Source organism: Aquipuribacter nitratireducens (assembly GCF_037860835.1).
Classification (GTDB): Bacteria; Actinomycetota; Actinomycetes; order Actinomycetales; family JBBAYJ01; genus Aquipuribacter; species Aquipuribacter nitratireducens.
On sequence record NZ_JBBEOG010000009.1, the window covers coordinates 118,226 to 140,229 of the forward strand.

General features: G+C 75.8%; 22 protein-coding genes and 1 tRNA gene. 6 read left to right on the forward strand and 17 right to left on the reverse strand.

Going from position 1 to position 22,004, the window contains the following annotated elements; translation table 11 throughout:
- Positions 1 to 95 precede the first annotated feature (95 nt).
- Entirely contained in the window at positions 96 to 851 is a 756-nt protein-coding gene (locus tag WAB14_RS15520) for a DUF5995 family protein (RefSeq protein WP_340271135.1), read from the reverse strand.
- Positions 852 to 992: 141 nt separating this feature from the next.
- On the opposite strand from WAB14_RS15520, the gene WAB14_RS15525 reads away from it, so the two are divergent.
- On the forward strand, positions 993 to 1,883 hold the full coding sequence (locus WAB14_RS15525; RefSeq protein WP_377002881.1) for an NAD-dependent protein deacetylase: 891 nt from the start codon (positions 993 to 995) through the stop codon (positions 1,881 to 1,883).
- 18 nt (positions 1,884 to 1,901) lie between these two features.
- On the opposite strand, the gene WAB14_RS15530 is transcribed toward WAB14_RS15525, so the two are convergent.
- The 11 genes from WAB14_RS15530 to WAB14_RS15580 all read right to left on the reverse strand — a co-directional run bounded on the left by WAB14_RS15530 (position 1,902) and on the right by WAB14_RS15580 (position 12,758).
- On the reverse strand, positions 1,902 to 5,099 hold the full coding sequence (locus WAB14_RS15530; RefSeq protein ID WP_340271139.1) for a LysM peptidoglycan-binding domain-containing protein: 3,198 nt from the start codon (positions 5,097 to 5,099) through the stop codon (positions 1,902 to 1,904).
- A gap of 52 nt (positions 5,100 to 5,151) precedes the next feature.
- Positions 5,152 to 5,604 (reverse strand): hypothetical protein, encoded by a 453-nt coding sequence (locus WAB14_RS15535; RefSeq protein WP_340271141.1) that lies wholly within the window; start codon positions 5,602 to 5,604, stop codon positions 5,152 to 5,154.
- A complete protein-coding gene (locus WAB14_RS15540; protein WP_340271143.1) occupies positions 5,601 to 6,059 on the reverse strand; it encodes a pilus assembly protein in 459 nt (152 codons plus the stop codon). The genes WAB14_RS15535 and WAB14_RS15540 overlap by 4 nt, the downstream gene beginning before the upstream one ends.
- On the reverse strand, positions 6,056 to 6,526 hold the full coding sequence (locus WAB14_RS15545) for a TadE family protein (RefSeq protein ID WP_340271144.1): 471 nt from the start codon (positions 6,524 to 6,526) through the stop codon (positions 6,056 to 6,058). Before WAB14_RS15545 ends, WAB14_RS15540 begins: the two co-directional genes overlap by 4 nt.
- Complete coding sequence (locus WAB14_RS15550) at positions 6,430 to 6,666, reverse strand: hypothetical protein (RefSeq protein WP_340271146.1); 237 nt, start codon at positions 6,664 to 6,666, stop codon at positions 6,430 to 6,432. The genes WAB14_RS15545 and WAB14_RS15550 overlap by 97 nt, the downstream gene beginning before the upstream one ends.
- A gap of 45 nt (positions 6,667 to 6,711) precedes the next feature.
- Positions 6,712 to 7,602: a type II secretion system F family protein gene (locus WAB14_RS15555; RefSeq protein ID WP_340271148.1), complete on the reverse strand. Its 891-nt coding sequence runs from the start codon at positions 7,600 to 7,602 to the stop codon at positions 6,712 to 6,714.
- Position 7,603: 1 nt separating this feature from the next.
- A complete protein-coding gene (locus tag WAB14_RS15560) occupies positions 7,604 to 8,545 on the reverse strand; it encodes a type II secretion system F family protein (RefSeq protein WP_340271149.1) in 942 nt (313 codons plus the stop codon).
- A complete protein-coding gene (locus tag WAB14_RS15565; RefSeq protein ID WP_340271151.1) occupies positions 8,542 to 10,236 on the reverse strand; it encodes a TadA family conjugal transfer-associated ATPase in 1,695 nt (564 codons plus the stop codon). Before WAB14_RS15565 ends, WAB14_RS15560 begins: the two co-directional genes overlap by 4 nt.
- Positions 10,215 to 11,078, reverse strand: a complete 864-nt coding sequence (locus tag WAB14_RS15570; protein ID WP_340271152.1) for a CpaE/TadZ family protein — start codon at positions 11,076 to 11,078, stop codon at positions 10,215 to 10,217. Before WAB14_RS15570 ends, WAB14_RS15565 begins: the two co-directional genes overlap by 22 nt.
- Positions 11,078 to 11,773, reverse strand: a complete 696-nt coding sequence (locus tag WAB14_RS15575) for a hypothetical protein (RefSeq protein ID WP_340271153.1) — start codon at positions 11,771 to 11,773, stop codon at positions 11,078 to 11,080. The genes WAB14_RS15570 and WAB14_RS15575 overlap by 1 nt, the downstream gene beginning before the upstream one ends.
- A 172-nt stretch (positions 11,774 to 11,945) precedes the next feature.
- Positions 11,946 to 12,758: a hypothetical protein gene (locus WAB14_RS15580; RefSeq protein WP_340271155.1), complete on the reverse strand. Its 813-nt coding sequence runs from the start codon at positions 12,756 to 12,758 to the stop codon at positions 11,946 to 11,948.
- 229 nt (positions 12,759 to 12,987) lie between these two features.
- On the opposite strand from WAB14_RS15580, the gene WAB14_RS15585 reads away from it, so the two are divergent.
- Positions 12,988 to 13,284, forward strand: a complete 297-nt coding sequence (locus WAB14_RS15585; protein WP_340271157.1) for a WXG100 family type VII secretion target — start codon at positions 12,988 to 12,990, stop codon at positions 13,282 to 13,284.
- Positions 13,285 to 13,366: 82 nt separating this feature from the next.
- On the opposite strand, the gene WAB14_RS15590 is transcribed toward WAB14_RS15585, so the two are convergent.
- Both WAB14_RS15590 and WAB14_RS15595 read right to left on the reverse strand, forming a co-directional pair.
- Positions 13,367 to 17,767 (reverse strand): FtsK/SpoIIIE domain-containing protein, encoded by a 4,401-nt coding sequence (locus tag WAB14_RS15590; protein ID WP_340271159.1) that lies wholly within the window; start codon positions 17,765 to 17,767, stop codon positions 13,367 to 13,369.
- Positions 17,768 to 17,851: 84 nt separating this feature from the next.
- Entirely contained in the window at positions 17,852 to 18,460 is a 609-nt protein-coding gene (locus WAB14_RS15595) for a flavodoxin family protein (RefSeq protein WP_340271160.1), read from the reverse strand.
- A 164-nt stretch (positions 18,461 to 18,624) separates the two neighbouring features.
- Between WAB14_RS15595 and WAB14_RS15600 the strand changes: the two genes are divergently transcribed.
- From WAB14_RS15600 to WAB14_RS15615, 4 genes are all read left to right on the forward strand, one after another.
- Positions 18,625 to 19,449, forward strand: coding sequence for a DUF2382 domain-containing protein (locus tag WAB14_RS15600; RefSeq protein WP_340271161.1), 825 nt, complete (start codon positions 18,625 to 18,627; stop codon positions 19,447 to 19,449).
- 88 nt (positions 19,450 to 19,537) lie between these two features.
- Positions 19,538 to 19,613 (forward strand) — tRNA-Arg (locus WAB14_RS15605).
- A gap of 264 nt (positions 19,614 to 19,877) precedes the next feature.
- Positions 19,878 to 20,108: a FitA-like ribbon-helix-helix domain-containing protein gene (locus tag WAB14_RS15610; RefSeq protein WP_340271163.1), complete on the forward strand. Its 231-nt coding sequence runs from the start codon at positions 19,878 to 19,880 to the stop codon at positions 20,106 to 20,108.
- Positions 20,089 to 20,550: a type II toxin-antitoxin system VapC family toxin gene (locus tag WAB14_RS15615; RefSeq protein ID WP_340271165.1), complete on the forward strand. Its 462-nt coding sequence runs from the start codon at positions 20,089 to 20,091 to the stop codon at positions 20,548 to 20,550. Before WAB14_RS15610 ends, WAB14_RS15615 begins: the two co-directional genes overlap by 20 nt.
- Positions 20,551 to 20,562: 12 nt before the next feature.
- On the opposite strand, the gene WAB14_RS15620 is transcribed toward WAB14_RS15615, so the two are convergent.
- The 3 genes from WAB14_RS15620 to WAB14_RS15630 are packed head-to-tail and all read right to left on the reverse strand — an operon-like array spanning position 20,563 to position 21,952.
- Positions 20,563 to 21,090, reverse strand: coding sequence for a TetR/AcrR family transcriptional regulator (locus WAB14_RS15620; RefSeq protein WP_340271166.1), 528 nt, complete (start codon positions 21,088 to 21,090; stop codon positions 20,563 to 20,565).
- A complete protein-coding gene (locus WAB14_RS15625; RefSeq protein ID WP_340271167.1) occupies positions 21,083 to 21,496 on the reverse strand; it encodes a DUF4260 family protein in 414 nt (137 codons plus the stop codon). The genes WAB14_RS15620 and WAB14_RS15625 overlap by 8 nt, the downstream gene beginning before the upstream one ends.
- A 3-nt stretch (positions 21,497 to 21,499) precedes the next feature.
- A complete protein-coding gene (locus tag WAB14_RS15630) occupies positions 21,500 to 21,952 on the reverse strand; it encodes an SRPBCC family protein (protein ID WP_340271169.1) in 453 nt (150 codons plus the stop codon).
- Positions 21,953 to 22,004: the final 52 nt, after the last annotated feature.

Consider the following 22,004-nt stretch of genomic DNA (forward strand, 5'->3'; position numbering starts at 1 on the left):
GGACTGCTGTCACGGTCACGTCCCGGACGGTAGGGGCGGGCACCGGCGCGGGTCGTCCCGTTTCCTGCCAGGGCGTGCCACCGCGTCGCGGGTGGCTACCCCGGCTCCTGTTCGAGCTCGACGCCGAAACCGTGCCGGGCGAGGTGGAGCAGCGGGTGGCGCGGCTCGACGAGGTCGGCGACCCGGGCGGTCGCGAGCGCCTCGAGCCGGCGCGTGGCGGCCGTCAGGGCTTCGGGGGAGTCGGCGCGGGCGCGCAGGAGCACCCCGGTGCTCGCCCACACCTGCCGGCGGCCGTGCCGCAGCAGCCGGGCGGACGCGGCCCGGGACACGGGCATGAGGACACGGTCGAGCAGCCCCGGCTGCGCGGTCGGCCCGGCGGCACGGACGAGCCGCCGGGACTGCTGCGGGACGATCCCGGCGATGACGGCGTCGAGGGCGTGGTGGTCGCGGTGCCGGGCGGCCACGAGGTCGGGGTCACGGGCGTCGGCGTCGCTCACGACGGCGAGCAGCGACAGCGGCATGTCGTAGTTGATGTGGGCGTTCATACCGAGCAGCACGTGCTGGTACGGGTGCAGCCCGGCCGGCGCGGCGAACGCCTCCCGCCACGGCCCGGGCACGGACCCGCCGGCGCGGTGCGCCGTGAGCGCGTCGAGGTAGAGCCGAGCGAAGGCGACGTCCCACCGGGCGAGCCACTGCGCGTCCTCGACGCGGCCGTCGCGGGCGGCGGCCCCGACGGCGTGCGTGACGTCGCGGTAGGTGTGGAGGAAGTGCCGCGCCGGGTCGCCCTCGCGGTCGAGCTCGGCGAGCGCGGCGTCCATCCGCGCGACCACCCCGGCGATGAGCGCGTCCATCGGTCGTGACGGTAACCCGCGGGCCGGGCGCTACAAGCGCTGCGCCGCAGGGAAAGGAGACCCCGAAACGCCCCATCCGGCGTCACAACCGCTGCGCCGCAGGGAGAAGAGAGCAGCAGACACCGACGTACCCTGGTCGGGATGGTGCGGACCGTGCCCCCCTCGATGCCCGTGCCGGTGGCCCCGGCCGACCCTGCGTGCGTGGCGGAGCAGGTCGAGCGTGCCCGCGACGTCCTCGCGGGCGGTGGTGTCGTGGCGCTCACGGGCGCGGGGCTCAGCACGGACTCCGGCATCCCCGACTACCGCGGACCCGGCTCCCCGCGCCGCACGCCGATGACGTACCAGGACTTCACCCGCAGCGACGCCGCCCGTCGCCGGTACTGGGCCCGCAGCCACGTCGGCTGGCACCGGATGGCGGCCGCGGCCCCCAACGACGGGCACCGGGCCCTGGCCGCGCTCGGCGCCGCCGGCGTCGTCGACGCCGTCATCACCCAGAACGTCGACGGGCTGCACGGGCAGGCGGGCTCGGCCCGGGTCGTCGAGCTCCACGGTGCGCTCGCCCGCGTGGTCTGCCTCGACTGCCGGGCGCTGTCCCCCCGCCGCCGTCTCCACGAGCGGCTCGCGGTCGCCAACCCGGGGTGGGCGGAGCGGACGGACGTCCCGGAGGCGGACGTCGCCCCGGACGGGGACGTCGTCATCGACGACACCGCCGACTTCACCGTCGTGCCGTGCGAGACCTGCGGCGGCGTGCTGAAACCCGACGTCGTGTTCTTCGGGGAGAACGTGCCCCCACCGCGGGTGGCCGAGTGCTACGAGATGGTCGACGGCGCCCGGGCCCTGCTCGTGGCGGGGACGTCGTGCACCGTGTTCTCGGGCCGCCGGTTCGTCAAGCGCGCTGCCTCGCTCGGGCTTCCGGTCGTGGTCGTCAACCGCGGCCCGACCCGGGCCGCGGAGCACGCCACGGTGCACGTCGACGCCGGCTGCTCCGACACGCTCGCCCGGCTGGTCGGTCACCTCGGGGCGGCGGCGTGAGGGCGGGACCCGTCCGACCTACGGCGTGACGGCGCGGTGCCGGCGGGCACGTCGGCCGGTCCGCACCGGCACGATCTCGCCGACCAGCGCCTCGGTCTCCGGCTGCAGGTCGACCCCGAGGTCGTCGGCGTATGCGCGGAGCCGCTCGGCGAGCTCGGCGACGGCGACGGGGCGCCCCGCCGCGTGCTCCGCGCGAAGGAGGTCCCGCCACAGGACCTCGGCGGCGGAGTCGACGCGCATGCCCGCGCGAGCGGCCCTGCGGGCGAGGTCCGGGCGGTCGGCGACCAGGGCGCGTCGCGCCGCCTCGTGCGCGACGTCGACGACCCCGGCGAGGATGTCCTCCCGCAGCGGCTCCGCCCACGTGTAGTGACGTTCCACCACGCCCGCGAACGGCGCGTCGACGAGCTCGAGCGCTGCGACGAGCACCTCGACGGGGCTGCTGGTGACGTCCGGGCCGAGCAGTGCCTGCCAGCGCTCCCAGTCCGTCGTGACGTCGGCGTGGACGCTGTAGCTGCCGGAGTCGACCGCGCGCGGGAGGTACGGCCTCCCCTCCTCGTCGTCCCCGAGCCACCGCCGGGTGCGGGAGGCGAGGGCGTGGACCGTCTGCTCCGTGAGCCGTCGGGTGGGTGACAGCGCCTCGGCGACCTGTGTCCGCGTCCTGGGGCCGTCACTGGACGCGAGGTAGGCGAGCAGGGCCGTCGCACGGGCCGTGTGGCTGGCCGGTGCGGGCCCGCGGGCGCCGTGGACCTGCACGGTGCCGAGCAGCTGTACGACGGGCACGTCACCACCGACGAGGTCGTCACGGGTCGGGAGCCTGGGCGGGGCGACGGGGGCGGCGACCTCGCGGCTCGAGGGGAGCGGGGCGTCGACGGAGGGTGGTGGTCCCGACCCGAGCCGACGCCCCCACGCCGGCCCGCGCATCGTCGCCGTCGGTGCCTGCAGGGCCGCGAGGCGTCGGGCGTCCTCCAGCACGAGCCGCTGCGGGCGCAGTGCCACCCCCGCGGGCTCGAGCACCCCCCAGCCGGAGGACCCCTCCTCGACCGCGGCGCTGGCCGAGTCGTCGAGCCGCAGCCGCCACCGTCCGTCCCGCGCGGCCACGTCGGGTGGACCCGCGAGGACCAGGCAGATGCCCGCCCGCGAGAGCCGGGGGACGAGCGCGGCGAGCGACTGCTCGTGCCGGGCCACGTCGTCCGGGTCACCGATCAGGACGACCTGGCAGTCCCAGGCCTCGTGCGCCCGGTCCGCGGCACGGGCGGCGGCGACGCTGTCCACACCGGCGGCGGCCAGGACCCGCTCGACGTCGTCGGCGCGGGCCGCCAGCTCGGTGAGGACGTGCTCCACGCGCTCCACGTGGCGGACGGCGCCTCCGGGGACGGCGTCGACCACTTCACGCCCGGAGCCGACGAGCAGCACCTCGACGGTGTCCCGGCTGCGACCCATCGCGAGCTCCGCCGCGAGGGCGCCGAGCACAGCACGGGACCCGGCCGCGCTGCCCACGACCTCGAGCACCCCGACACGCTCGAGATCGAGCAGGACGAGGCCGTCGTCGTCGTCGCTGCCGAGACACACCAGCCCCGGCAGGAGCGGCGGCAGGTCGGACGGCTCCGGGGGCGGCGACGCCGCACCGGTGAGCAGGTCGAGCCCGAGCTCCTCCACCAGACGCCTCGCCGGGGTCTCCGTGTCGACGTCGGCGAACGCGACCGACCAGACCGTCCGCTCGTCGAGGCACACCCAGGGGGCCGGGAGGTCGGCGGGCTCGACGAGGTACAGCTCGAGGTCCTCGCGCGTCAGCCGCGCGGCGCGTACCGCCGGCAGGAGGAGGCCACGTGCCGCGAGCCGCCGCCGCAGGTCCTCGAGCGCCCGGTCGAGCTCGCTGGTCCTGGTGCCGGCGGCCACGGCCCGCAGCTGCTGCTCCAACAGCTGGTGCGGGGGCTCCGGCGGGGTGAGCCTCTCCCCGACCGCCCGGTCCTCGCGTGCGTCGCGCCGACGGACGGCGAGGACCGTCACGGCAGCCGCCGCCAGGAGGCCCCCGATCCCGGCCGGGGTGGCGAGGTCGACGGTGTCGGCGTCCGGGTCGTCGAGCACCGTGCCGGCGGCCGGACCGTCGGTCGGCCCGGCCGGTGGATCCGCCGTGGCATCCGACTCCTCGCCGGCGTCCGCCAGGGCACCCCACGAGCCGGGCGGGTCGTCCGCGTCCGTGACGGCAGCGGCGTCGCCAGCGTCGCCCGACGGCGCCTCCGGGCCCGGCTCTGCTCGTGGATCGGGCGGCGGTTCCGCCGGCGGGCCCGTAGGAGGCGGCGGCACTGCCGGCACCGCCGGCACTGCCGGCACCGTCACGGTCCACCCGGGCACGATGAGGTCGGGGTCGACGAGACGGCGCCCGTCCGGCTGGAGCGTGTCGGCGCTCGCCTCGGCGAGCTCCGGCCACCGGTCGGCGTCACCGAGGTGCCGCGCGGCGATGCCGGACAGGGTGTCGCCGGGCGAGACGACGTGTCGCACGTCCGAGGCGACGCCCCTGGTGCCCTCGGCGGGCTCCCCCGGGACGAGGATCCGCCACCCCGGCTGCAGCGCCCCGTCGGCACCGAGGGAACCGCCGCCGGGCTGTGGTGTCCCGAGGTTCGCCTCGGCCAGGTCGCGCCAGCGGTGGCCGTCACCGAGGTGGCGCTCGGCCAGGGACCACAGGCTGTCGCCCCGCTGCACCGTGACGGCGAGGGCACTCTGCACGGCCGCGTCGGGCGCCCCCGTGGCCCCGGCGGGCACGGCGTCGTCGCCGCGGTCGCCCCCACCGACCGGCACCTCCGTGGGGGCCGAGGCGGGTGGAGGCGCCGACGCACCCCCGGCGCGGGGGCCGACGTCGGTCGCCGCGGCCGGTCCGGCCGCCACCCCACCGACCACGAGCGCGACGACGGCACCGACGAGCACCGAGGCGGCCCGCTGCTGGAGCGTGAGCCCGGGGACGCGGGGGGCCGGCAGCCCGCGCATGTGCGCGGGCACGTCGAGGAGCACTGCCAGAGCAAAGGACCCCCACGCCACCCAACCGACGAGGGTGAGGGCAGCGAGCAGCAGGGTGCCGTCGTCCGGGCGCAGCAGGCGGTCGACGAGCTCGCCGGGCGAGCCCGACGGGAACGGCGCCCCGACGTGCCACAGGACGGCCGGGATCCCGACGAGCACCACGAGGAGCAGCAGCAGCGCGAGCAGCCCGCGGACCAGCCTCATGCCACCACCTCCGCCGTGCCGCCGTACGACGGGGGTCCCGCCGGTGGGCGGCTCACGTCACTCCCTGCGCGAGCCGTGCCGTGGCGGAGCCCTCGATAGTCGCGGGTCCGCCGAGGAAGACAGGGTCGTGGACGACCCTGGTCGTGACACGGACGGCGGCGACGACGCCCGCAGGGGTGGGGACGCTCGTCGTGGTGACGGTGCCCTCGACACCCGCCGCCCGCAGGTGAGCGCGGGCCGCAGCCACGGCGCGGCCGATGTCGAGCGCGCCGGGGTCCCCCCGGACCGCCCGGGCCCTGTCGAGCTCCTGCCCCGCCGCACGCGCGGCCTCCGCCGCGACGGCGTCCGCCCGCTGCAGCGCCTGCACGCGTCCCGCCCCGTCCGTCACGAGACCCGTGGCGACGAGCAGCGCCGTGGCGAGGACGACGACGAAGAGGGTGGTGGACCCGCGGTCCTCGCGGAGCCGGTGCACCACCGGGACCGCGACGCCCTCTGCCCTGCTCACCGGCGCACCCGGTAGGTGTCGAGCGGCGAGACGGCCTCGGCCGTCAGCCGGGTGCTGCCGGGCACCCCCGGCAGTGCGAGGTCGGACAGCCGGACGTCGCAGCCGACGCTCGCCGTCACGAGCGCGCTGGTCCCGACCGGTCGGGCGAACTGGCTCGTGTCGACGTCGACGAGGACGTCGGCACACTGCAGCCCCTGCCCGTCCAGGTTGGCCCGCGCGGTGTCGCGGGCAGCCCTCGTCGCGTCGGCGGCGGAGCGCTCGAGGGACGCCTGTCGAGCGGCCGCCGCCGCGGCCGCCTCCACCGCGGTGCCCGCGAGGGCGACCCTGCCCGCGACCGCCAGCAGCCCCACCAGCAGGAGGAGACCCGGCACGAGGAGGACGAACTCGAGGGTCGTCGTCCCCGCCTCCCGGCCGTGCCCCGGCCGGCGACCTCGTTCGCGTCGGGACCTCGTCACGAGCCGGTCACCCGCTCGACGGGCCCCGACGCGGTCTGCGCGACGCGTGGCCCGGGAACCCCGGGCAGCAGCGACGGCGCTCGTCCCGCGACGGTGATGCTCGCCTGCACCGGCCCCCGCACACCGGACACCTCGATGTCGTCGAGGACCGCGTCGCCCCCTGCGCGGACGACGAAGTCCGTGGCCGCCGCGCGCCCGACCTGCACCGTGCCGGTCTCGGTCCGGGCGACCGCGACCCCGCTGCCGGCGGCCGCGAGTGCGACGGTGCGCGCGTGGTACCACAGCACCCCCTGGACGACGCCGAAGACGATGAGGAGCATCGCGGGGAACAGCACGACGAGCTCGAGCGTCGTGCTCCCGCGGTCGTGACTCAGGTGAGCTGCGACAGCCGGTCGTTCACCACGGCGTTGATGGCCGCCACCGCGAGCCCTGCGACCAGGAAGAGACCGAGGGCGATGACGACCCACTCGATCGTCGTGAAGCCGGCGTCCCGCTGCGACGGGTGCCGGGTGCCGGTCGACGGGCCCGGTCGGACCCGGCCGCTCGAGAGGCGGCCGAGGATCAGCAGGGACGCGAGGACGTGCAGCCTCAGGGTCAGGTCGTGCATGGGATTCCTCCTCCTCCGGCGCGACGGCCGGCGCGGTGGTGCCCGTCACAGGATCTCCAGGACGGCGGGGGTGAACAGCAGCAGCGAGAAGACGAGACCGAGGGCGGCGACAGGGACCCCGAGGCTCTGGGTGGTGGCGTTGGCGCGGGCCTGCTCCTTCGACAGCAGCTCCGCCCGCAAGCCACGACCGCGGGCACGCAGCGCCTCGTACACCGACCCGCCGTCCTCACCGGCGAGACGCACGATGTCCGCCGTCTCCTCCAAGGCCGGCACCCCGAGCTCGGTGGCCAGCTCGCCGAGCCCCGTCCAGGGGGCGGTCCCCGCGAGCTGCGCCCGGACCAGCTCCTGCCGAATCCGGACGAAGGGCCACGCGTCGGCGACGGTCGCGGCGCGCGTGAGGGCCTGCGTCGGCCCGCTCCCCGCACGTCGCTCGAGCGCGACCAGCTCGAGGTAGGCCCCGACGGCCCGAGCGAACTCGTCCCGCGCCCGCGCGGCCCTCGCGCGCACGCTGAGGTCGGGGAGGTGGAACAGCGCGAGCGCGAGGCCGAGCGAGGCGACTGCGGGGACGGCGAGCGGCACCGCCAGGCCGACCCAGCGGAACAGGAGCGTCGCCACCGGCGGGAACGCGAGACCGATGAGACCGAGCAGTGCCTTCTCGCCGAGGAACTCCCCGGCCGGCACGCGGAGGACCGCCAGGTCGCGGGTCGGCACGCTCACCAGCGGCAGGCGGTCGCTCCGCCGGACGAGCCCCTCCCCCAGACGGGTCTGGAGCGACCGCCGACCGCCGACGGCCGTGGCCGGCGTGCGTTGCGTCCGCAGCCGCTCGAGTGCGTCGTCCAGCCTGGGGCTGGACGGGACCAGCTCGCGGACGACGAGGAAGAGGCCGAGGCCCCCCAGGGCGCCGGCGACCAGAGCCGCCTGCAGCGTGACGGGCACGTCACCGCCCCCCGACGTCGGCCGCCGGTGCACCGGCCGGGCTCTGGGCGGTCTCCGCGGCGGTGAGGAAGCGCGGTGTCGTCGCGCCCGCGGTGACGGCCCTCATCCACACCAGGCAGCCGACGAAGAGCCCGAGCAGGACGACGAGGATGACCTGGCCGGCGCCGGCGAGGAAGGGGTCGAAGTAGCCGGACAGGAAGCACCCGACGACCCCGGCGAGCGCGATCCCCGTCACGATCCGCGCGGTCGTGCGCGGCTTCGCCCGGTCGGCCTCGACCGCACGACGCGTCCTCACCTCCTCCGCGACGCTGGCCGCCAGGTCCTCCAGCACCGCCGCCAACCCGTCGCCCCGGCGCTGCGCCCCGAGGACGAGCGTCGCCGCCACGAGGTCGGCGGTCGCGTCGTCGACGTCGTCGGCGAACTGCCGGACGGCCCGCTCGGTCGGCCAGCGGGCGGTGATCCGGGCGGCGAGCAGACCCACCTCCTCGCGGATCGCGAGGGGCGCCGAGGCGGCACTCGCCGTGATCGCGCTCTCCAGCCCGCTGCCGACGACGAGGACACCGGACAGGCTGCGCGTCCACTGCTCGAGGGCGTCGAGCCGCTCGACGTCGACCGCGCCGCGCGGTCGACCGAGCAGCAGCGGGATGCCGAGCACGGCCAGGGGGACGAGGACGGCCGCGAGGGCGAAGCCGGTCACGAGCCACAGGACGAGCCCGGAGACGAGAGCTGCGGTGAGGAGCGCCTGACGCCGTCGGCGCGCGGGGCGAGGCAGGCGACGTCCGAGCAGCCGGTCGAGCGGCCGGCGGAGGGAGCGACGGCCCGGAGCGGCGTAGCGACGGGCGCCGGGCGGCGTGGTCTCGGGCGGGGGCGCCAGTCCGAGCACGACGAGGAGCACACCGAGCCCGGCCCCGCCCGCGAGCACGCCCACGAGGAGGGCGGTCATCCCGACTCCGCCCGCTCCGGCGGCTCCGCCGGCGTCCCCCCGCCGTACGTGCCGTCCCACTCCCGAAAGTCGTCGTCGGTCGCGTCCCAGCCGCCGTCGAGGAGCGAGCCGTCGAACCCGACGGCCTCGAGGTCGGCGAGGCAGGACGGTGGGACGGCGGGCACGGCGCGTCGCCCGGGACCGGGCCGGAACACGAGGGTGGTGGCGGGTCGCCCGCCCTCGCCGCGGGTCACCTCCACGACCTCGTCCACCACTCGTCGTCGCCGTCCCTCCGCGTCCCGGACGGAGGCCATGTGCACGACGAAGTCGATCTGCTGCGCGACCAGACGGTCGGCGTAGGACTCCGTGCCGCCGGCGCTGTGGACCGCGAGGGTGAGCCGCTCGATGGTGTCGGCGGCGTTCTTGGCGTGGACGGTCGAGAGCGAGCCCGCCCCGGCCTGCATCGCCTTGAACATGGCGGCGGCCTCGGGACCACGCACCTCCCCGACGATGATCCGGCTGACGTTGAGCCGCAGGACGTCGACGAAGAGGTCCTCGACGGTGATCTCCCCGACAGGGCGCCCGTCGGGGCCGCGCTCACCCGAGCCGGGCCGTCCCTCGAGCGCGATCACCCGCTCGTACCCGGGCAGCTCGTGGAGGAACAGCTCGTACTCCGTCTCGAGCGTGGCGACGGCCTCGTCCGGGTCGATGCTGCGCGCCAGGGCGCGCAGCATCGTCGTCTTCCCTGCGCCCATGTCACCGCTCACCACGACGGACTTGCGCGCGCGCACCGCCGCCCGGAGGAAGTCCGCGAGCCGCCGGTCGACGGTGCCGAGGCCCGTGAGGTCGGCCATCGTGACGTCGATCAGTCGGTGCAGGCGGATCCGGACGACCGGGCGGGGTGTCACCCACGCCACGGCCGCGAGCCGGGCGCGAGAGCCGGGCAGGTTGAGGTGGAGGCGGGGGTGCGCCGCGCTGAAGGGGCGGTCGTTGCTGTCGCTCGCCCGGCTCGCGAGGAACTGGAGGTAGTCGACGAGCTCGGCGTCGCTGTCGGCGACGGGTGCGGCGCGCTCGAGCGCGCCACCGACCCGCTCGACGACGACGCGGTCGTGGCCCGTGATCTCGATGTTCTCCAGGTCGGGGTCGTCGACGAGCGGCTGCAGCCGGCCGAGGCCGAAGAGGGCGTCGTCGAGGGCCTTGGCGAGAGCGCGGCGGGTCTGCGGCCCGGCGACCGTACGCCCGTCGAACGTCGCGGCCCGGTCCCGCTCGGTGAGCAGCTCCTCCACCACGGCACGTCCGAGTGCCCGCCGGTCCTCGGGCGCGAGGGCGACGCCGCCCCGGAGCCGTGCCGCCAGGCGCGTCGAGGCCTGCGCTCGCAGCTCGCGGACGGCGTCCCAGCTGACCGTCCCGGTGTCAGGCTCCGCGGTCCGGATCCCCTCCTCCCCGGCGACGGGAGGCGGCGCGACGTCGGTGGGTACCGAGGAGCCACGCCCCGGCGCCGCGGTCGCGTCTGCCTCGGACCCGGCCAAGCCGCGCAGGGGGCGCTGGCGCCGTCGTCGCGCGTACGGGTCGGCGTCGCCGCGCGTCGTCGGGGCCACCGTCCGGGTGGTCGGAGCGTCGGGCGCGGCGCGCCCTCCCGGTCCCGGGACGTGCGTGCCCTCGTCGAAGAGGGGCAGGTCGGGGATCGCGGTCACCTGGTCGCGCTCTGCCACGTCCCCTCCTCCGTGCGCGTGGCGGCCGAGGCGACCGCTGCCGGAGCGAGGGGTTCCGCCTTGAGCGGACCGCCCTCCGATCGGGGGTCGAGGAACGCGCGTCGGGCGTCGACGAACCGCTGCACGCCCTCGCCGAGCGCCGCCAGCGACCGTCCGAGCGGTGTGGTGGCCAGACGGTGGAGCGGGCCCCCGTCGCTCAGTGCACGCGCGTGGCGTGACCGCGGGAGCGACCCCACCAGCGGGAGGCCGACGGCTCTCGCGATCTCCTGCGCCGGGTAGGGCCCGTCGGTGTCGACGACGAGCAGGCCCACGTTCTGGGCCGCGGCGGGCAGCCGGTCGCGGAGCAGCCGCGGGGCGGAGGCACGGGCGGCTGCGACGTCCGGCAGCCGGGTGCCGGTGACGAGCAGGACGAGGTCGCTGGCGGCCCACACGGCTCGTGGTGCGCCCGCCGCGCCGAGCCGGCCGGTGTCGACGAGGAGGTCGGTGCCGGCCGTCTCGAGGTCCCCTGCGAGCCCGGGCAGCGCCGACCAGACGGGCCCGAGAGCCGCAGCCTGCTCGGGGCTCGGGATGCCCGGCACCACGACGACGTCGGGGTCCCGCGCGACGAGCGACTCCTCCCACAGGTCGCTCGCGGTGACGGCGCGTCGGGTGGCCGTGAACGCGAGGCCGAGCAGCCCCCGGTCGTGGCGCACGCTGCCCTGGAGCCAGCCCGCGAGGAGGCTGCTCGACCCGGCGACGTCGGCCTCCACGAGCACGGCGGCCCTCGGCCACAGCAGCGCCATGCCGAGGGCGGCGGTGGTGACCCCGGGCGAGCCCTTGGCGGAGACGAGGCTGAGCAGCATCAGTCGGCCCGCTGCAGCGCGACGCCGTCGGTGAGGACAACGTGGATGCGGCCCGTCCCCGCCCGCGCGGCGAGGCGACGTGCGTCGTCGACCGGTGCGACCACGTCGACGACGACGAGGCTCGGGTCCACGTCGTCGACCGCGACGCGCAGCACCGTCGCCTCGATGGCCGCCGGGACACCGCTCGGCGGGTCACCGCCGGCCTGGGGTGTGTCGACGACGAGGACCGTGTCACCCGCCTGGACCCCGGTGGCCGGCAGCTGCGTGCGCGAGAGGGGCAGGCCCACGACCGAGCGGCCGTCACCGGGGACTGCCGGCCCCTCGCCCACCGCGTCGGGCGAGAGCAGCTGCCCCGCCAGCAGCGGCACGAGCGCAGTGGCGCCGACGACGGCGTCGAGCTCGCCCGCCGGGACGACGGCGAGGTCGGGCGTGACGGTGGCGTCCGTGACCGCGAGGGCTCCCGCCGGCACCGGCTGCCCGGCGTCCACGGCCGACACGACCACGAGCACCCGTTCGGTGCCGCTGAAGGCGGTGAACAGCGCGGCCGCGCCGAGCGCGGACACGACGACGAGCGCGACGCCGAGCGCCAGCAGGGCGGGCCGTCGACGGGTGCGCGGCGGGCTGACGGGTCGAGGGCGCGGCACGGGGCGACCGGTCGGTCGCCCGGCGTCGGCCGGCGCGGTGTGCGTCGTCATGTCGTCCCCGTGCTGTGTAGTAGGCGAGCCACCCCGACGCGCGTGCCGTGTCGGTCCCCTTCGCGGGCGGGTCCGGGCTGTGGGCCCGCACCCGCCAGGTGCACGTTCGAGCGGATGCTAACCCACCCCTGACTGGGCTGTACCAGGTCGTTGACTCTCCGCGGCCGGGTCGTCACGCGGCGCTGACCTGCGGAGTCGCGACCGAGACCGCCAGTGCGGCGACGAGGCGGCGTCGGGCGCGTGAGACGCGCTGGCGGAGCGCCGGACCGGCCATCCCCCGCGCCCGGGCGAGCTCCTCGATGCCTCCCGGGCCACCCGGGCTGTGGACGTCCCACAGCAGCACCGCGTCCTCCCGGCGCAGCACACCGCCGCGCGTGCCCTCGACGAGCAGGTGGAGGACCGCCAGGTCGGCGCGCGGGAGCTCGTCGACCGGACGCCCGTGCGGGCCGGCTGCCGTCGCGCGGGACCCCCCGGCGACCTCGACGTCCACCGCGGTACCGACCGCGTGCTCCCCGAGCGCGCGACGGGACTCGCGGGTGAGGCGTCCGAGGAGATCGAGCGCGACCCGGTCGACGAGCCGGGACCGCGCCGTGAGCGGCACCACCGCCAGGACGTCGACGAGACCGGCGACCGCGCGCGCCTCCGACTCCTCGTGGTCCCCGCCGGCGTGGTGGACCGTCCGACGCGCCAGCCCCAGCGCGACCCCGAGGCACAGCTGGAGCAGCGCGCGACCCGCGAGCGCGTCGCCGTCGCGGTGCAGCCGGAGCAGGGCACGCAGCACCTCGTCGTTGTCCCGCTGCGACGCCGCCGCTTCCAGCGCGGTGGCGTCGACGAGGTCGAGGGCCGCTTCCGCGGCCGCCCACCCGCCGAGCGCGCGGCTGACCTCCGCAGCCACGTGGGCGTGCCACTCGGCGTTGAGCCGTCCCGCGAGGCCGGTGCTGCGACGCTGCGGACGGCGGGCCACGACGTTGCTCGACACGCTCATGAGGGGTCCTCCTCCCGGGCCGACGGTCGGCCTCTCGGGACGGGAGGTTGTCGAGACAGCCTTGCCCGATCGCTTGCCCGATCGCGTGCTCGGCCGTCCGTCACCTCGCCACCTGCTCCCTCCCGGGTGACGTGCGTCACGCCGCCCGGCCCGTCACGCCGTCCTCCCTCAGGACACCCGTCGACGACGTGCCCGCGCCCGCGGGCCCTCCGGGAAGGGATCACGCGACATGGCCAACATCACCGTCACCTACGCGGACATGCGGGACGCCGCCTCGCGCCTGCGTGCCGGCCAGGCGGAGCTGGAGGGGACGCTGCACCGGCTCCGTTCGCTCGTCGAGGGCCTCGTGGCCGGCGGCTACGTCACCGACCGGTCGTCGAAGGCGTTCGACGCCGGACACCAGGAGTTCAGCAGCGGCGCACTGCAGGTGGTCGGCGGCATCGAGGGGATGTCGGCCTTCCTCGACGTCGCCGCTCAGACGCTGGAGGACGCCGACCTGCAGCTCGCCCAGCAGCTCGGTCACTGAGCCCACGCGGCCTACCGCTGCGAGGCCCCGGTCCACGGCGGACCGGGGCCTCGTCGCGTCCGCCACCGACGACGGGAGCGGGTCACGGCGCCGGGACCTGGACGGAGAGCAGGCGACCGTCGCCGAGATGCACGAGAGCCCGTCCGGGGTGCGCCGGCGCCCCGATGGCACTGCGCGGCACGGCGACCCCGATGAGGTCGCCGTCCAGCGCAGCCTGGGGACTGAGCAGCGCACCGCGACGCCCCCGTCGCACGTCGACCTGCCACCCGGAGAAGCCGCTCGCCACCTCCCCGAGGGCACCGCCGAGGACCACGGCACGGTCGCTGCCGGGACACGCGCGCACGTAGTCCCGCAGCCACTGCGTCGTGGGCGCGTCGGCGACGAGCTCACCGTCGTCGACCACGAGGGCGACGGGGCCCGCCGGCTCGGTCAGCCGCTGGAGCTGCTCGGGGGTCGCGTTCGTGAGGACACCACGTACGCCGGGCTCGGCGGCCAGTTCGCGCAGGGGCGAGGGGCGTGGCGCGAGGACCACGACCTCGCCGCCCTGCGCGAGCACGGAGGACGCCATGACGCGCAGGAGCGACGAGCGACCCGATCGGGGTGGTCCGGCGACGAGGAACGTGGAGGCGACGGCGAGGTCCGGGCCGTGAGCACGGAGCTCGTCGCCGCCCACACCGACCATCGCCCACAACGGCGACAACTGGTCCGGCGGTCGCAGGCGGCGGGCTTCGGTGGTGTCGAGCCGCGCGGGCAGCGTGTCGACCCGGAAGGGTGCAGGCGATCCGGCCTCCGGCCGAGTCGTCGGACCACCGCTCCCGCAACGCCTCGCAGCCGCTCCGATGCGGGCGAGGGCGGCTGCCTGCACCGCGCCGGTGGGGTCCGGGTCGAGCAGCGCGATCTGCACCGCTGTGCCTGTGCCGGCGTGGAGGGCGCGCCCGGGTGGGAGGTGCGCGGGAACGGTCCGGGCAGCGACGCCGGCGAGGGCGTAGTCGGTGCGCTCCGCGAGCCTGAGCACGAGCTTGTCCTCCACGAGCGTGGCCGTCCGTGAGGTGAGGAGGCGTCGGTCGCCGGCGAGCACGACGTGCACGCCGGCACCCGCACCCTGGCGCAGCAACTGGTGGAGGACCTCCGTCCATCGTCCGCCGTCGGCCTCGCCGAGGCCGGCGGCGAAGCCTTCCCAGCCGTCGAGCAGCAGGACGAGGTGCGGGAGGCGCTCCTCGAGCGCGACCGCTCGCCGCTGCTCCTCGACGCCGGCGAAGCCGCCCGTTGCGAGCACCTGCGCGCGCCGGACCAGCTCCTCCTGCAACCGGGTGAACAGGCGCCGTGCCCGGTCGACCTCGCTGCCCTGCACCACGGCGCCGCACTGCGGGAGGGCGGTGAGCGCGAGCAGCGCCCCTGTGCCGAAGTCGAGGCCGTAGAGGTGGAGGTCGGCGGTCCCGTACGCGCCTGCGAGGCTCCCGGCGATCGTCCGCAGCGACTGGGACCGGCCGCTGCGGGGCGCCCCCACGACGCACAGGTGGGCGAAGGCTCGCAGGTCGATGCCGAGCACGGGCTGCGCCTGCCGGTCGGGTCGGTCCTCGACCGCGAAGCCGGCTGCGGGGTGGGGTGCGCCAGGCCGGTTGCCGCGCGCCTGCGACGTCGCACGACCACGGAGGTCCTCGAGGGTCACGACGGCGGGGAGCGGGTCCAGCCATGGGCGGTGCGGTGGGGCCACGCCGAGGTGGCAGGCGGCGGCGCGGGCTGCGGCGACGAGCACGGCGAGGTCCGTCGTCCCGTGATCGGCGCCCTCCGCCTCCCGCGTCGCCGGCACGGGACCGGACGGCCGTGTCGGTACCGGCCGTCCCAGCGTCGACGTCGGCAGGGTGGCGACCCACGGCGGTGGGACGGTGACGTCGCTGCCCTGCTCGGGCCAGCGGCCACCGACACGCGCCGTCTGGAACGGCACGACACTGCCGGCCGCGAGGCGCGCGTAGGCCCGGCCGGGCGTGGTCCGGCTGATTCCTGCCGCGTCCGGGGCGTCGAGGACGTCCGCGGACTCCGTGGGATCCGTCATGCGCAGGGCGATCCGCAGGTTGGTGTTGGCGCGGATCTCCGGCGACACGGCACCCGAGGGTCGTTGGGTGGCGAGCACGAGGTGGAGGCCCAGACTGCGTCCTCGCTGGGCGACGTCGACCAGACCCGTGACGAAGTCCGGCAGCTCGCGCACGAGGGAGGCGAACTCGTCGATGACCACGACGAGCCGCGCGAGGGTGGCCGCCTCGCCCCTCGAGCGCCTCCGGTAGTCGTCGAGGTCCGTCGCCGCGGCATCGGCCAGGATGCGTTCGCGACGACGCAGCTCGGCCCGCAGGGACACGAGGGCACGCTCCGCCAGCAGCGGGTCGAGGTCCGTGACGAGGCCGACCGTGTGGGGCAGGTCGGCGCAGTCGCGGAAGGCGGCGCCGCCCTTGTAGTCGACGAGGACGAAGTTCATGGCCTCGGGCCGGTTGGCGACCGCGAGGGAGGCGACGAGCGTCTGCAGCAGCTCGGACTTGCCGGCGCCGGTGGTGCCGGCCACGAGCGCGTGCGGTCCGTCTCCGCGCAGGTCGACCGTGAACGGGCCGTCGGACGAGAGCCCCACGACCGCCTCGGTCGAGGCGCCCGCACGCGACCAGCGGTCGGCCAGCGCCTCCCCGTCCGGCGTCTCCATCCCGAGGACGTCGAGGAGCCGCGCCCGGGCGGGGAGGACGCCCTGCGCGTCGTCGCCGACGTCCCGAAGCGGTGCGATCGCCCGCGCCACCCGGCGCAGCCACGCGCGTGGTACGAGATCCGGACGGACACCGGGCACGTCGTCGACGCGCGGCTGCGCGACGCACAACGTCTCCTCCTCGACCCGCTCCGGACGCTGCTCCACGCGGACGACGGCCGTGCACTCCTCCGGGAGCAGACGACTGTGGTCGTCGAGGCACAGGAACCGGACCCCGACGGCCGGACCGTCGCGGAGCAGCTGGACCACGCCGGGCAGCGAGCGCAGCCGTCGCGCACCGTCGAGCACCACCACGACGTCGGGAGCACCGCATGCCCCGGCCCTGGCGGCCTGGCGCCGTGCCGCGACGAGGGCGGCGAGCTCGGCGATCCTGCGCGCGCACGTGTCGGCGTCGGTCCCCACGAGACGCACCGCGTCGAGTGCCTCGTCGGGTGCGGTGTGCGGGAGCCACCTCACCCAGTCCCAGTCCTCCGCGGCACCGGCGTCGGTGAGCACCACGAGCGCGAGCTCGGACGGGGAGTGCAGGACCGCCAGCTGCGCGAGACACCACCCGGCGACCTGGCGCGCGCGGCCCCCGGACCCGGCCACCCCCACGACGCCGCGCTCGGCCAACGGCACGCACACCGGGACGTCGGTCACCACCTCGACCGACCGTCGCCGGTGCTCCGGCCTCGCAGGGTCCTCGACGACCACCTCGCTCGGGAGGTCGGCGGTGCCGACGCGCAGCAGGAGGTAGTCGGGATCGGTCCGTCGGCGCTCCCACAGCCGGGACCGCGGCCCGTCGGCGATGAGGAGGACCGCCGCGGGGTCCGGGGCCGCGCGGCGACGCGAGTGGCGCTCGTCGACCACGGCTGCCGTCGCGTCCGCCAGCACCTCGTCCCGTCGGATCTCGTAGTCGCGGACCTCGGCGCGGTGACGTGCCCGCCCGGAGCGGCGCTCGTGCACGTGGGACGCGACGAGCAGGACGGGCGTCATCAGCCCGAAGAGGACGATGTACCAGCGGTCCAGGACGAGGGCCATGGCCACCGCCAGCACCAGGGGGACGAGTGCCGCGGCCACGGGCAGTGCCCGCCGGTGCGGGGCCGTGGGCGGCTGCGGGAGCCGGTACAGGGTCTGCTGCTCCGGCGGGAGGATCCTCGGGGGGCGGTTGTACGCGAGCGTCGACCCGTCCTCGCCGAGCCGGACGGCGGCGTCGCGAGGCTCCACGGGGCTCAGCTGCAGCAGGCAGGGTCCCAGGCGCAGCACGGAGCCGACGGGCCAGCGGGTCCCTCCCGTCACCGCTTCGCCGTCCAGGATCGTCGACTGCCGGTCCGACCTGGGCAGGATGCGGACGGTGCCGTCGGGGTCGACGTCGAGCCCGACCCGTGACACGCCGAGCGCGGGCACCCTGACCTCGTCCGTCGGTCCTCCGCCGAGACACGTGACCCCGGGAGCCAGCCGTACGACCGTGCCGGCACCCGGACCGCTCACCACCCGGACCTCGACGAGGCCGTCCGGCTCGTGTCGAGCGGTGCCGGCCGGGTGACCGAGACCGACGACGGTGCCGTCGAGGAGCGCGGATGCGATCGGGAGGCGCGGGTCCAGTGCGCGACCGCCGACGTACAACGTCGGAGGAGGTGCGCCCTCGACCCCGCAGAGCGCGCTCGCCACCTCGTGGGCCGGCGTGGCCGGGTCGGCGTCGACGAGGACGTCGCGGAGCTCCCCCGAGCCGGCGTCGACGACGCTGACGGACGTGCGCACGTCCGCGCTCCTCCCTGTCGACCGGTGTCGGCAGGGACGGGTGCCGTCCGGTGCCGCGGCGTGACACGGCACCGGCGTTGGTGCTCACCCTGCGGGGTAGGGGCTCTCCTTCAGCACCCGAGCGAGGTGCGCGAGGACGCGGGCGAGGGTGTCGGTCGTGCCCCGCGTCTTCTCCGGGGTCTCGTCGAGCTCGTTGTAGTCGGTCGAGCCCATGGCCTGACCGACCCAGTAAGTGACGGCCTGCGGCGGGATGCTGAACCCCACGTCGCTGAGCCCCTGGTAGACCTCCGCGCTCACGTGGTGCGCGCCGTCCTCGTTGCCGACGACCGCGACGCCCGCGACCTTGTCGAAGAGGATCGGGTTGCCGTTCTCCTTGGTCTCGGCGATCTCGGCGTCGAGGCGCTCGAGCACGACCTTCGCGACGGAGGCGGGCTGCCCCATCCAGATGGGGGTGGCGACCACGAGGATGTCGACGGCGAGGACCTTGTCACGGATCGCAGGCCACGCATCCCCGTCCCCCATGTCCTTCTGCACCCCGAACGTCACGGCGTGGTCGACGACGCGGACGTTCTCGCCGCTCACCCCGTGCTTCTCGAGGGCGGCGAGGACCTGGTCGCCGAGCAGCTCCGAGCTGGACTCGGACGGGGAGGGGGACAGCGTGCACGTGAGGACGAGGGCGGTGAGATCGGTCATGGCCTCTCGGTACCCGCGAGGCGGCCGGGTTCACGCGGGGACGTGAGATGAGCCACTGACGCGCTCGACACGCGATCGAACGGCCCCGCGCTGTTTCGCTTCGACGTCCCCGGGCACCCGTGGCCCGTCAGCGCCCCCTGCGCCCGACCACGGAAGGGAAGCAGATGATCAGCGATACCGACGTCACACGGCTCACGCACTCGACCGTCCGATCGACGGACGGCGACAAGATCGGCTCGGTGCGGACCGTGTACCTCGACGACGACACCGACCAGCCGGCGTGGGTGAGCGTCATGACGGGCCTGCTCGGGACCTCGGAGTCCCTGGTGCCGCTCGACCGGGCGGAGCTCCAGGGCGACGACGTCGTCGTGCCCTACGACAAGAAGACGGTGAAGGACGCGCCGAACGTCGAGCCCGGCGGGCACATCTCGCGGGAGGAGGAGCGCGACCTGTACGGCTACTACGGCCTGGCGTACGACAGCGTCGGCACCGGCGAGCAGGCAGCAGCGGGCGACACCCCCGATACCGGCACCTTCGCCGGCACGACGACCGGCACGGACGGGCGCGAGACCTACGGCGACAGGACCGAGGACGTCGCCCGCAGCGGGCGCCACGCGGGGACCGACGACGCGATGACCGTCTCCGAGGAGCGGCTCCGCGTCGGCACCGAGCAGCGCGAGGCCGGCCGTGCGCGGCTGCGCAAGTACGTGACGACCGACACCGAGCAGGTGGAGGTGCCCGTCACGAAGGAGGAGGTCCGCGTCGAGCGGGAGCCCGTGACCGACGAGAACCGGGACGAGGCCCTCGCCGGGCCGGACATCTCGGAGGACGAGCACGAGGTCGTCGTCCACGAGGAGCGGCCCGTCGTCGGCACCGAGACGGTGCCGAAGGAGCGGGTCCGGCTCGAGAAGGAGACCGCGACGGAGACCGAGGAGGTCTCCGGCCAGGTGCGCAAGGAGCACGTGGACGTCGACGACGAGCGGCGCTGACCGCTCGACCCGCGCACCGCGCGCCGGGGACCTCCCGCCCCGGCGCGCGGGCGGGTGCGTGCGCGAACGGTAGGCTCGGGGCTCGTCAGGCCTCGTAGCTCAGGGGATAGAGCAACGGTTTCCTAAACCGTGTGTCGGAGGTTCGAATCCTCTCGGGGCCACCACACCAGGTCGCAGGTGGGGATTCGACCCCGCGGACAGGCACGTCGTCGCTCACTCCGTCGATGCGTCGTGCCCGACCGCCGGACGCCACGCGCGCGTCCCTCGGGTGACAGGACGGTCGACTCGGCGGAGATCCCCTTTCGACGTCGCGCAGGAGGTCCTCTTCCGGTGTCGGAGCAGCACGACCGGTGCCGGCCCGGCACGGGGGGAACGCGTCCGCGTCCTTCGCCCGGCAGTCGGCGCTAGCGCTAGCGCTAGGATCAGGCATGCCCGCAGTCCATGTACGCGACGTCCCCGCGTCGGTCCTGACCGCGCTCAAGGAACGCGCCGAGCGGAACGGTCACTCGGTCCAGCAGGAGCTGCGGGACATCCTGGCTGCGGCTGCTGCCGAACGGCCCGTCGTCACCGCTGCACCGGAGCTGACGCTCCGGACGGTTCGGACGTCGGGGACGACCACGTGGAGCCGTGAGGAGATGTATGACGACGGCGCCCGCTGAGAGGGTGTTCGTCGACACCAACGTGCTGCTGGCGGCCACCGACGAGGCCCGACCGGATCACGCCGCCGCCGACGCGGTGCTCCGTCGGTGGCCGGCGGACGGTGTCTCGTTGTACGTGAGCGGTCAGGTCCTGCGGGAGTACGTCGTCGTCGCCACCCGCCCGATCGCGGTCAACGGTCTCGGGCTCGACCCGAGTGACGTCGTGGCGAACGTGCGGGCGCTCCGCTCGGCCCTGCGCATGCTCGAGGAGACCACTGCGGTGGCGGACAGCCTGCTGCGCCTGGTCGAGGAGAGGGGCTGCCGCGGGAAGCAGGTGCACGACGCGAACCTCGTCGCCGTCATGCAGGCTCACGGGCTCGACGTGCTCGTCACGCGCAACGTCGCCGACTTCCGGCGGTTCCTGCCGCACGTCACGGCCGTGGATCCGCTCGACCGGTCGTGACGACGTGCGCGGTCAGGACGCGCGGGGCCCGTTCCTGCCAACGGCGCCGGTGAACGCCTCGACCATCGCCTGCCACGCGGCGTCGAGGTCGGCGTCCTCGGGGAAGCGGCCGGTGATCTCCAGCACCGCGAGCCCGTGCGCCGCCGCCCACGCGGCCCGCGCCCGGTGCTCGGTGCCGAGCGCCTCGTACAGCGGGGCGGCGGCCTCGTCCTCCAGACCGGCGGGCAGCCGGGAGCGGTCGAGCGGGCCGTAGGTGGCGAGCTGGTACAGGTGCGGGCTGGCCACGGCCCAGGCCCGGTAGGCGGCGGCGAGTCGGGCGAGGTCGGGCCCGGCCTCGGCCATCGACCCGCCGAGCTCGGCGAGGCCCTGGGCGATGAGGGCGGACCTCAGCTCGTCCTTGTCCCGCACGTGCTTGTACAGGGAGGGGGCGCGGATGCCCATCTCGTCGGCGAGCCGGCGCATGGTGATCGCGTCCCACCCCTCCTCGTCGAGGATCCGCCGGGCGATACGGGTCGCCTGGGCGCGACGGTCCTCAGGCACGGGCGACCTCGCGCACGGGTCGCGCCTGTTCCTTCCGTCGCGGCGGGACGGGCCTGAGCCGGTACCCGAGCGCGCGGTCGACGCCGATGTGGCACAGCCACAGCGCCGCCACCGCCGCGAGCCAGCTCGCGGCCCCGGCGCCACCGGTCGGCGCCGCCACGAGCGCCGCGACCGCGGCCAGCAGCGCCGGACCGACGAGCGAGTGCGCCGCGTTGTAGCCGAGCGCCGCGCGGCGGGTGAGGCGCCCGGCGGCGTCGACCACGCGCCACCCGCCGGCGAGCACGCCGAGGTCGGGCACGAGCCACGCCAGCAGCAGCCACGGGGAGCCGAGGGCGACGCTCGCGCCGCCCGCGGCGAGACCGACGGCGGCCCACGCGAGCCGCGCCAGGACGGTCGTGGTCGACACGGCTCAGGCCTCCGCAGCCAGCGCGTCGAGGGTGCTCGCCACGCCGTTCTCGAGCGTGCGGCGCACGGCGCCGGGCAGCAGGCGCGGCAGCCAGCCGCTCATCGACTCCTCCGTGCGGACGCGGGTGCCACCGGGTACCTCGTCGAGCACCCAGGTGTGGACGGCTCGGGTGCCGACCGCGCGACCGGTCCACGCGATGGCGCGGCCCTCCTCGAGCTCCACGACCGTGGAGGTGATCCACACTCCGCCGGAGCGCCAGCGGAACGTGCTGCCGACCCGGAGGAGGCCCTGGGGCTCGACCCGGTCGACCCGCTGGACCTCGGGCTGCCACGCCGGCCACGCGGTGACGTCGCGCAGGAGCGCGAGGACGCGCGCGGGCGCGGCTCCCACGACCCGCTCCTGCCGTGTCACGGCCGGTGCCGTCTCGTCGATCGTCGTGCGGTGGGTGCTGCTCATGACACGCCTCCTCGGCTAACGTTGTTAGCCATAAGCTAACGCCGTTAGCCCA

What these genes read in the sequence shown, in the direction of transcription:
- WAB14_RS15520 (WP_340271135.1), bottom strand. Translation starts at nt 851, where the DNA reads ATGGACGCGCTCATCGCCGGGGTGGTCGCGCGGATGGACGCCGCGCTC.
- WAB14_RS15525 (WP_377002881.1), top strand. Translation starts at nt 993, where the DNA reads ATGGTGCGGACCGTGCCCCCCTCGATGCCCGTGCCGGTGGCCCCGGCC.
- WAB14_RS15530 (WP_340271139.1), bottom strand. Translation starts at nt 5,099, where the DNA reads ATGAGGCTGGTCCGCGGGCTGCTCGCGCTGCTGCTGCTCCTCGTGGTG.
- WAB14_RS15550 (WP_340271146.1), bottom strand. Translation starts at nt 6,666, where the DNA reads ATGCACGACCTGACCCTGAGGCTGCACGTCCTCGCGTCCCTGCTGATC.
- WAB14_RS15560 (WP_340271149.1), bottom strand. Translation starts at nt 8,545, where the DNA reads ATGACCGCCCTCCTCGTGGGCGTGCTCGCGGGCGGGGCCGGGCTCGGT.
- WAB14_RS15570 (WP_340271152.1), bottom strand. Translation starts at nt 11,078, where the DNA reads ATGCTGCTCAGCCTCGTCTCCGCCAAGGGCTCGCCCGGGGTCACCACC.
- WAB14_RS15575 (WP_340271153.1), bottom strand. Translation starts at nt 11,773, where the DNA reads ATGACGACGCACACCGCGCCGGCCGACGCCGGGCGACCGACCGGTCGC.
- WAB14_RS15580 (WP_340271155.1), bottom strand. Translation starts at nt 12,758, where the DNA reads ATGAGCGTGTCGAGCAACGTCGTGGCCCGCCGTCCGCAGCGTCGCAGC.
- WAB14_RS15585 (WP_340271157.1), top strand. Translation starts at nt 12,988, where the DNA reads ATGGCCAACATCACCGTCACCTACGCGGACATGCGGGACGCCGCCTCG.
- WAB14_RS15595 (WP_340271160.1), bottom strand. Translation starts at nt 18,460, where the DNA reads ATGACCGATCTCACCGCCCTCGTCCTCACGTGCACGCTGTCCCCCTCC.
- WAB14_RS15600 (WP_340271161.1), top strand. Translation starts at nt 18,625, where the DNA reads ATGATCAGCGATACCGACGTCACACGGCTCACGCACTCGACCGTCCGA.
- WAB14_RS15610 (WP_340271163.1), top strand. Translation starts at nt 19,878, where the DNA reads ATGCCCGCAGTCCATGTACGCGACGTCCCCGCGTCGGTCCTGACCGCG.
- WAB14_RS15615 (WP_340271165.1), top strand. Translation starts at nt 20,089, where the DNA reads ATGACGACGGCGCCCGCTGAGAGGGTGTTCGTCGACACCAACGTGCTG.
- WAB14_RS15630 (WP_340271169.1), bottom strand. Translation starts at nt 21,952, where the DNA reads ATGAGCAGCACCCACCGCACGACGATCGACGAGACGGCACCGGCCGTG.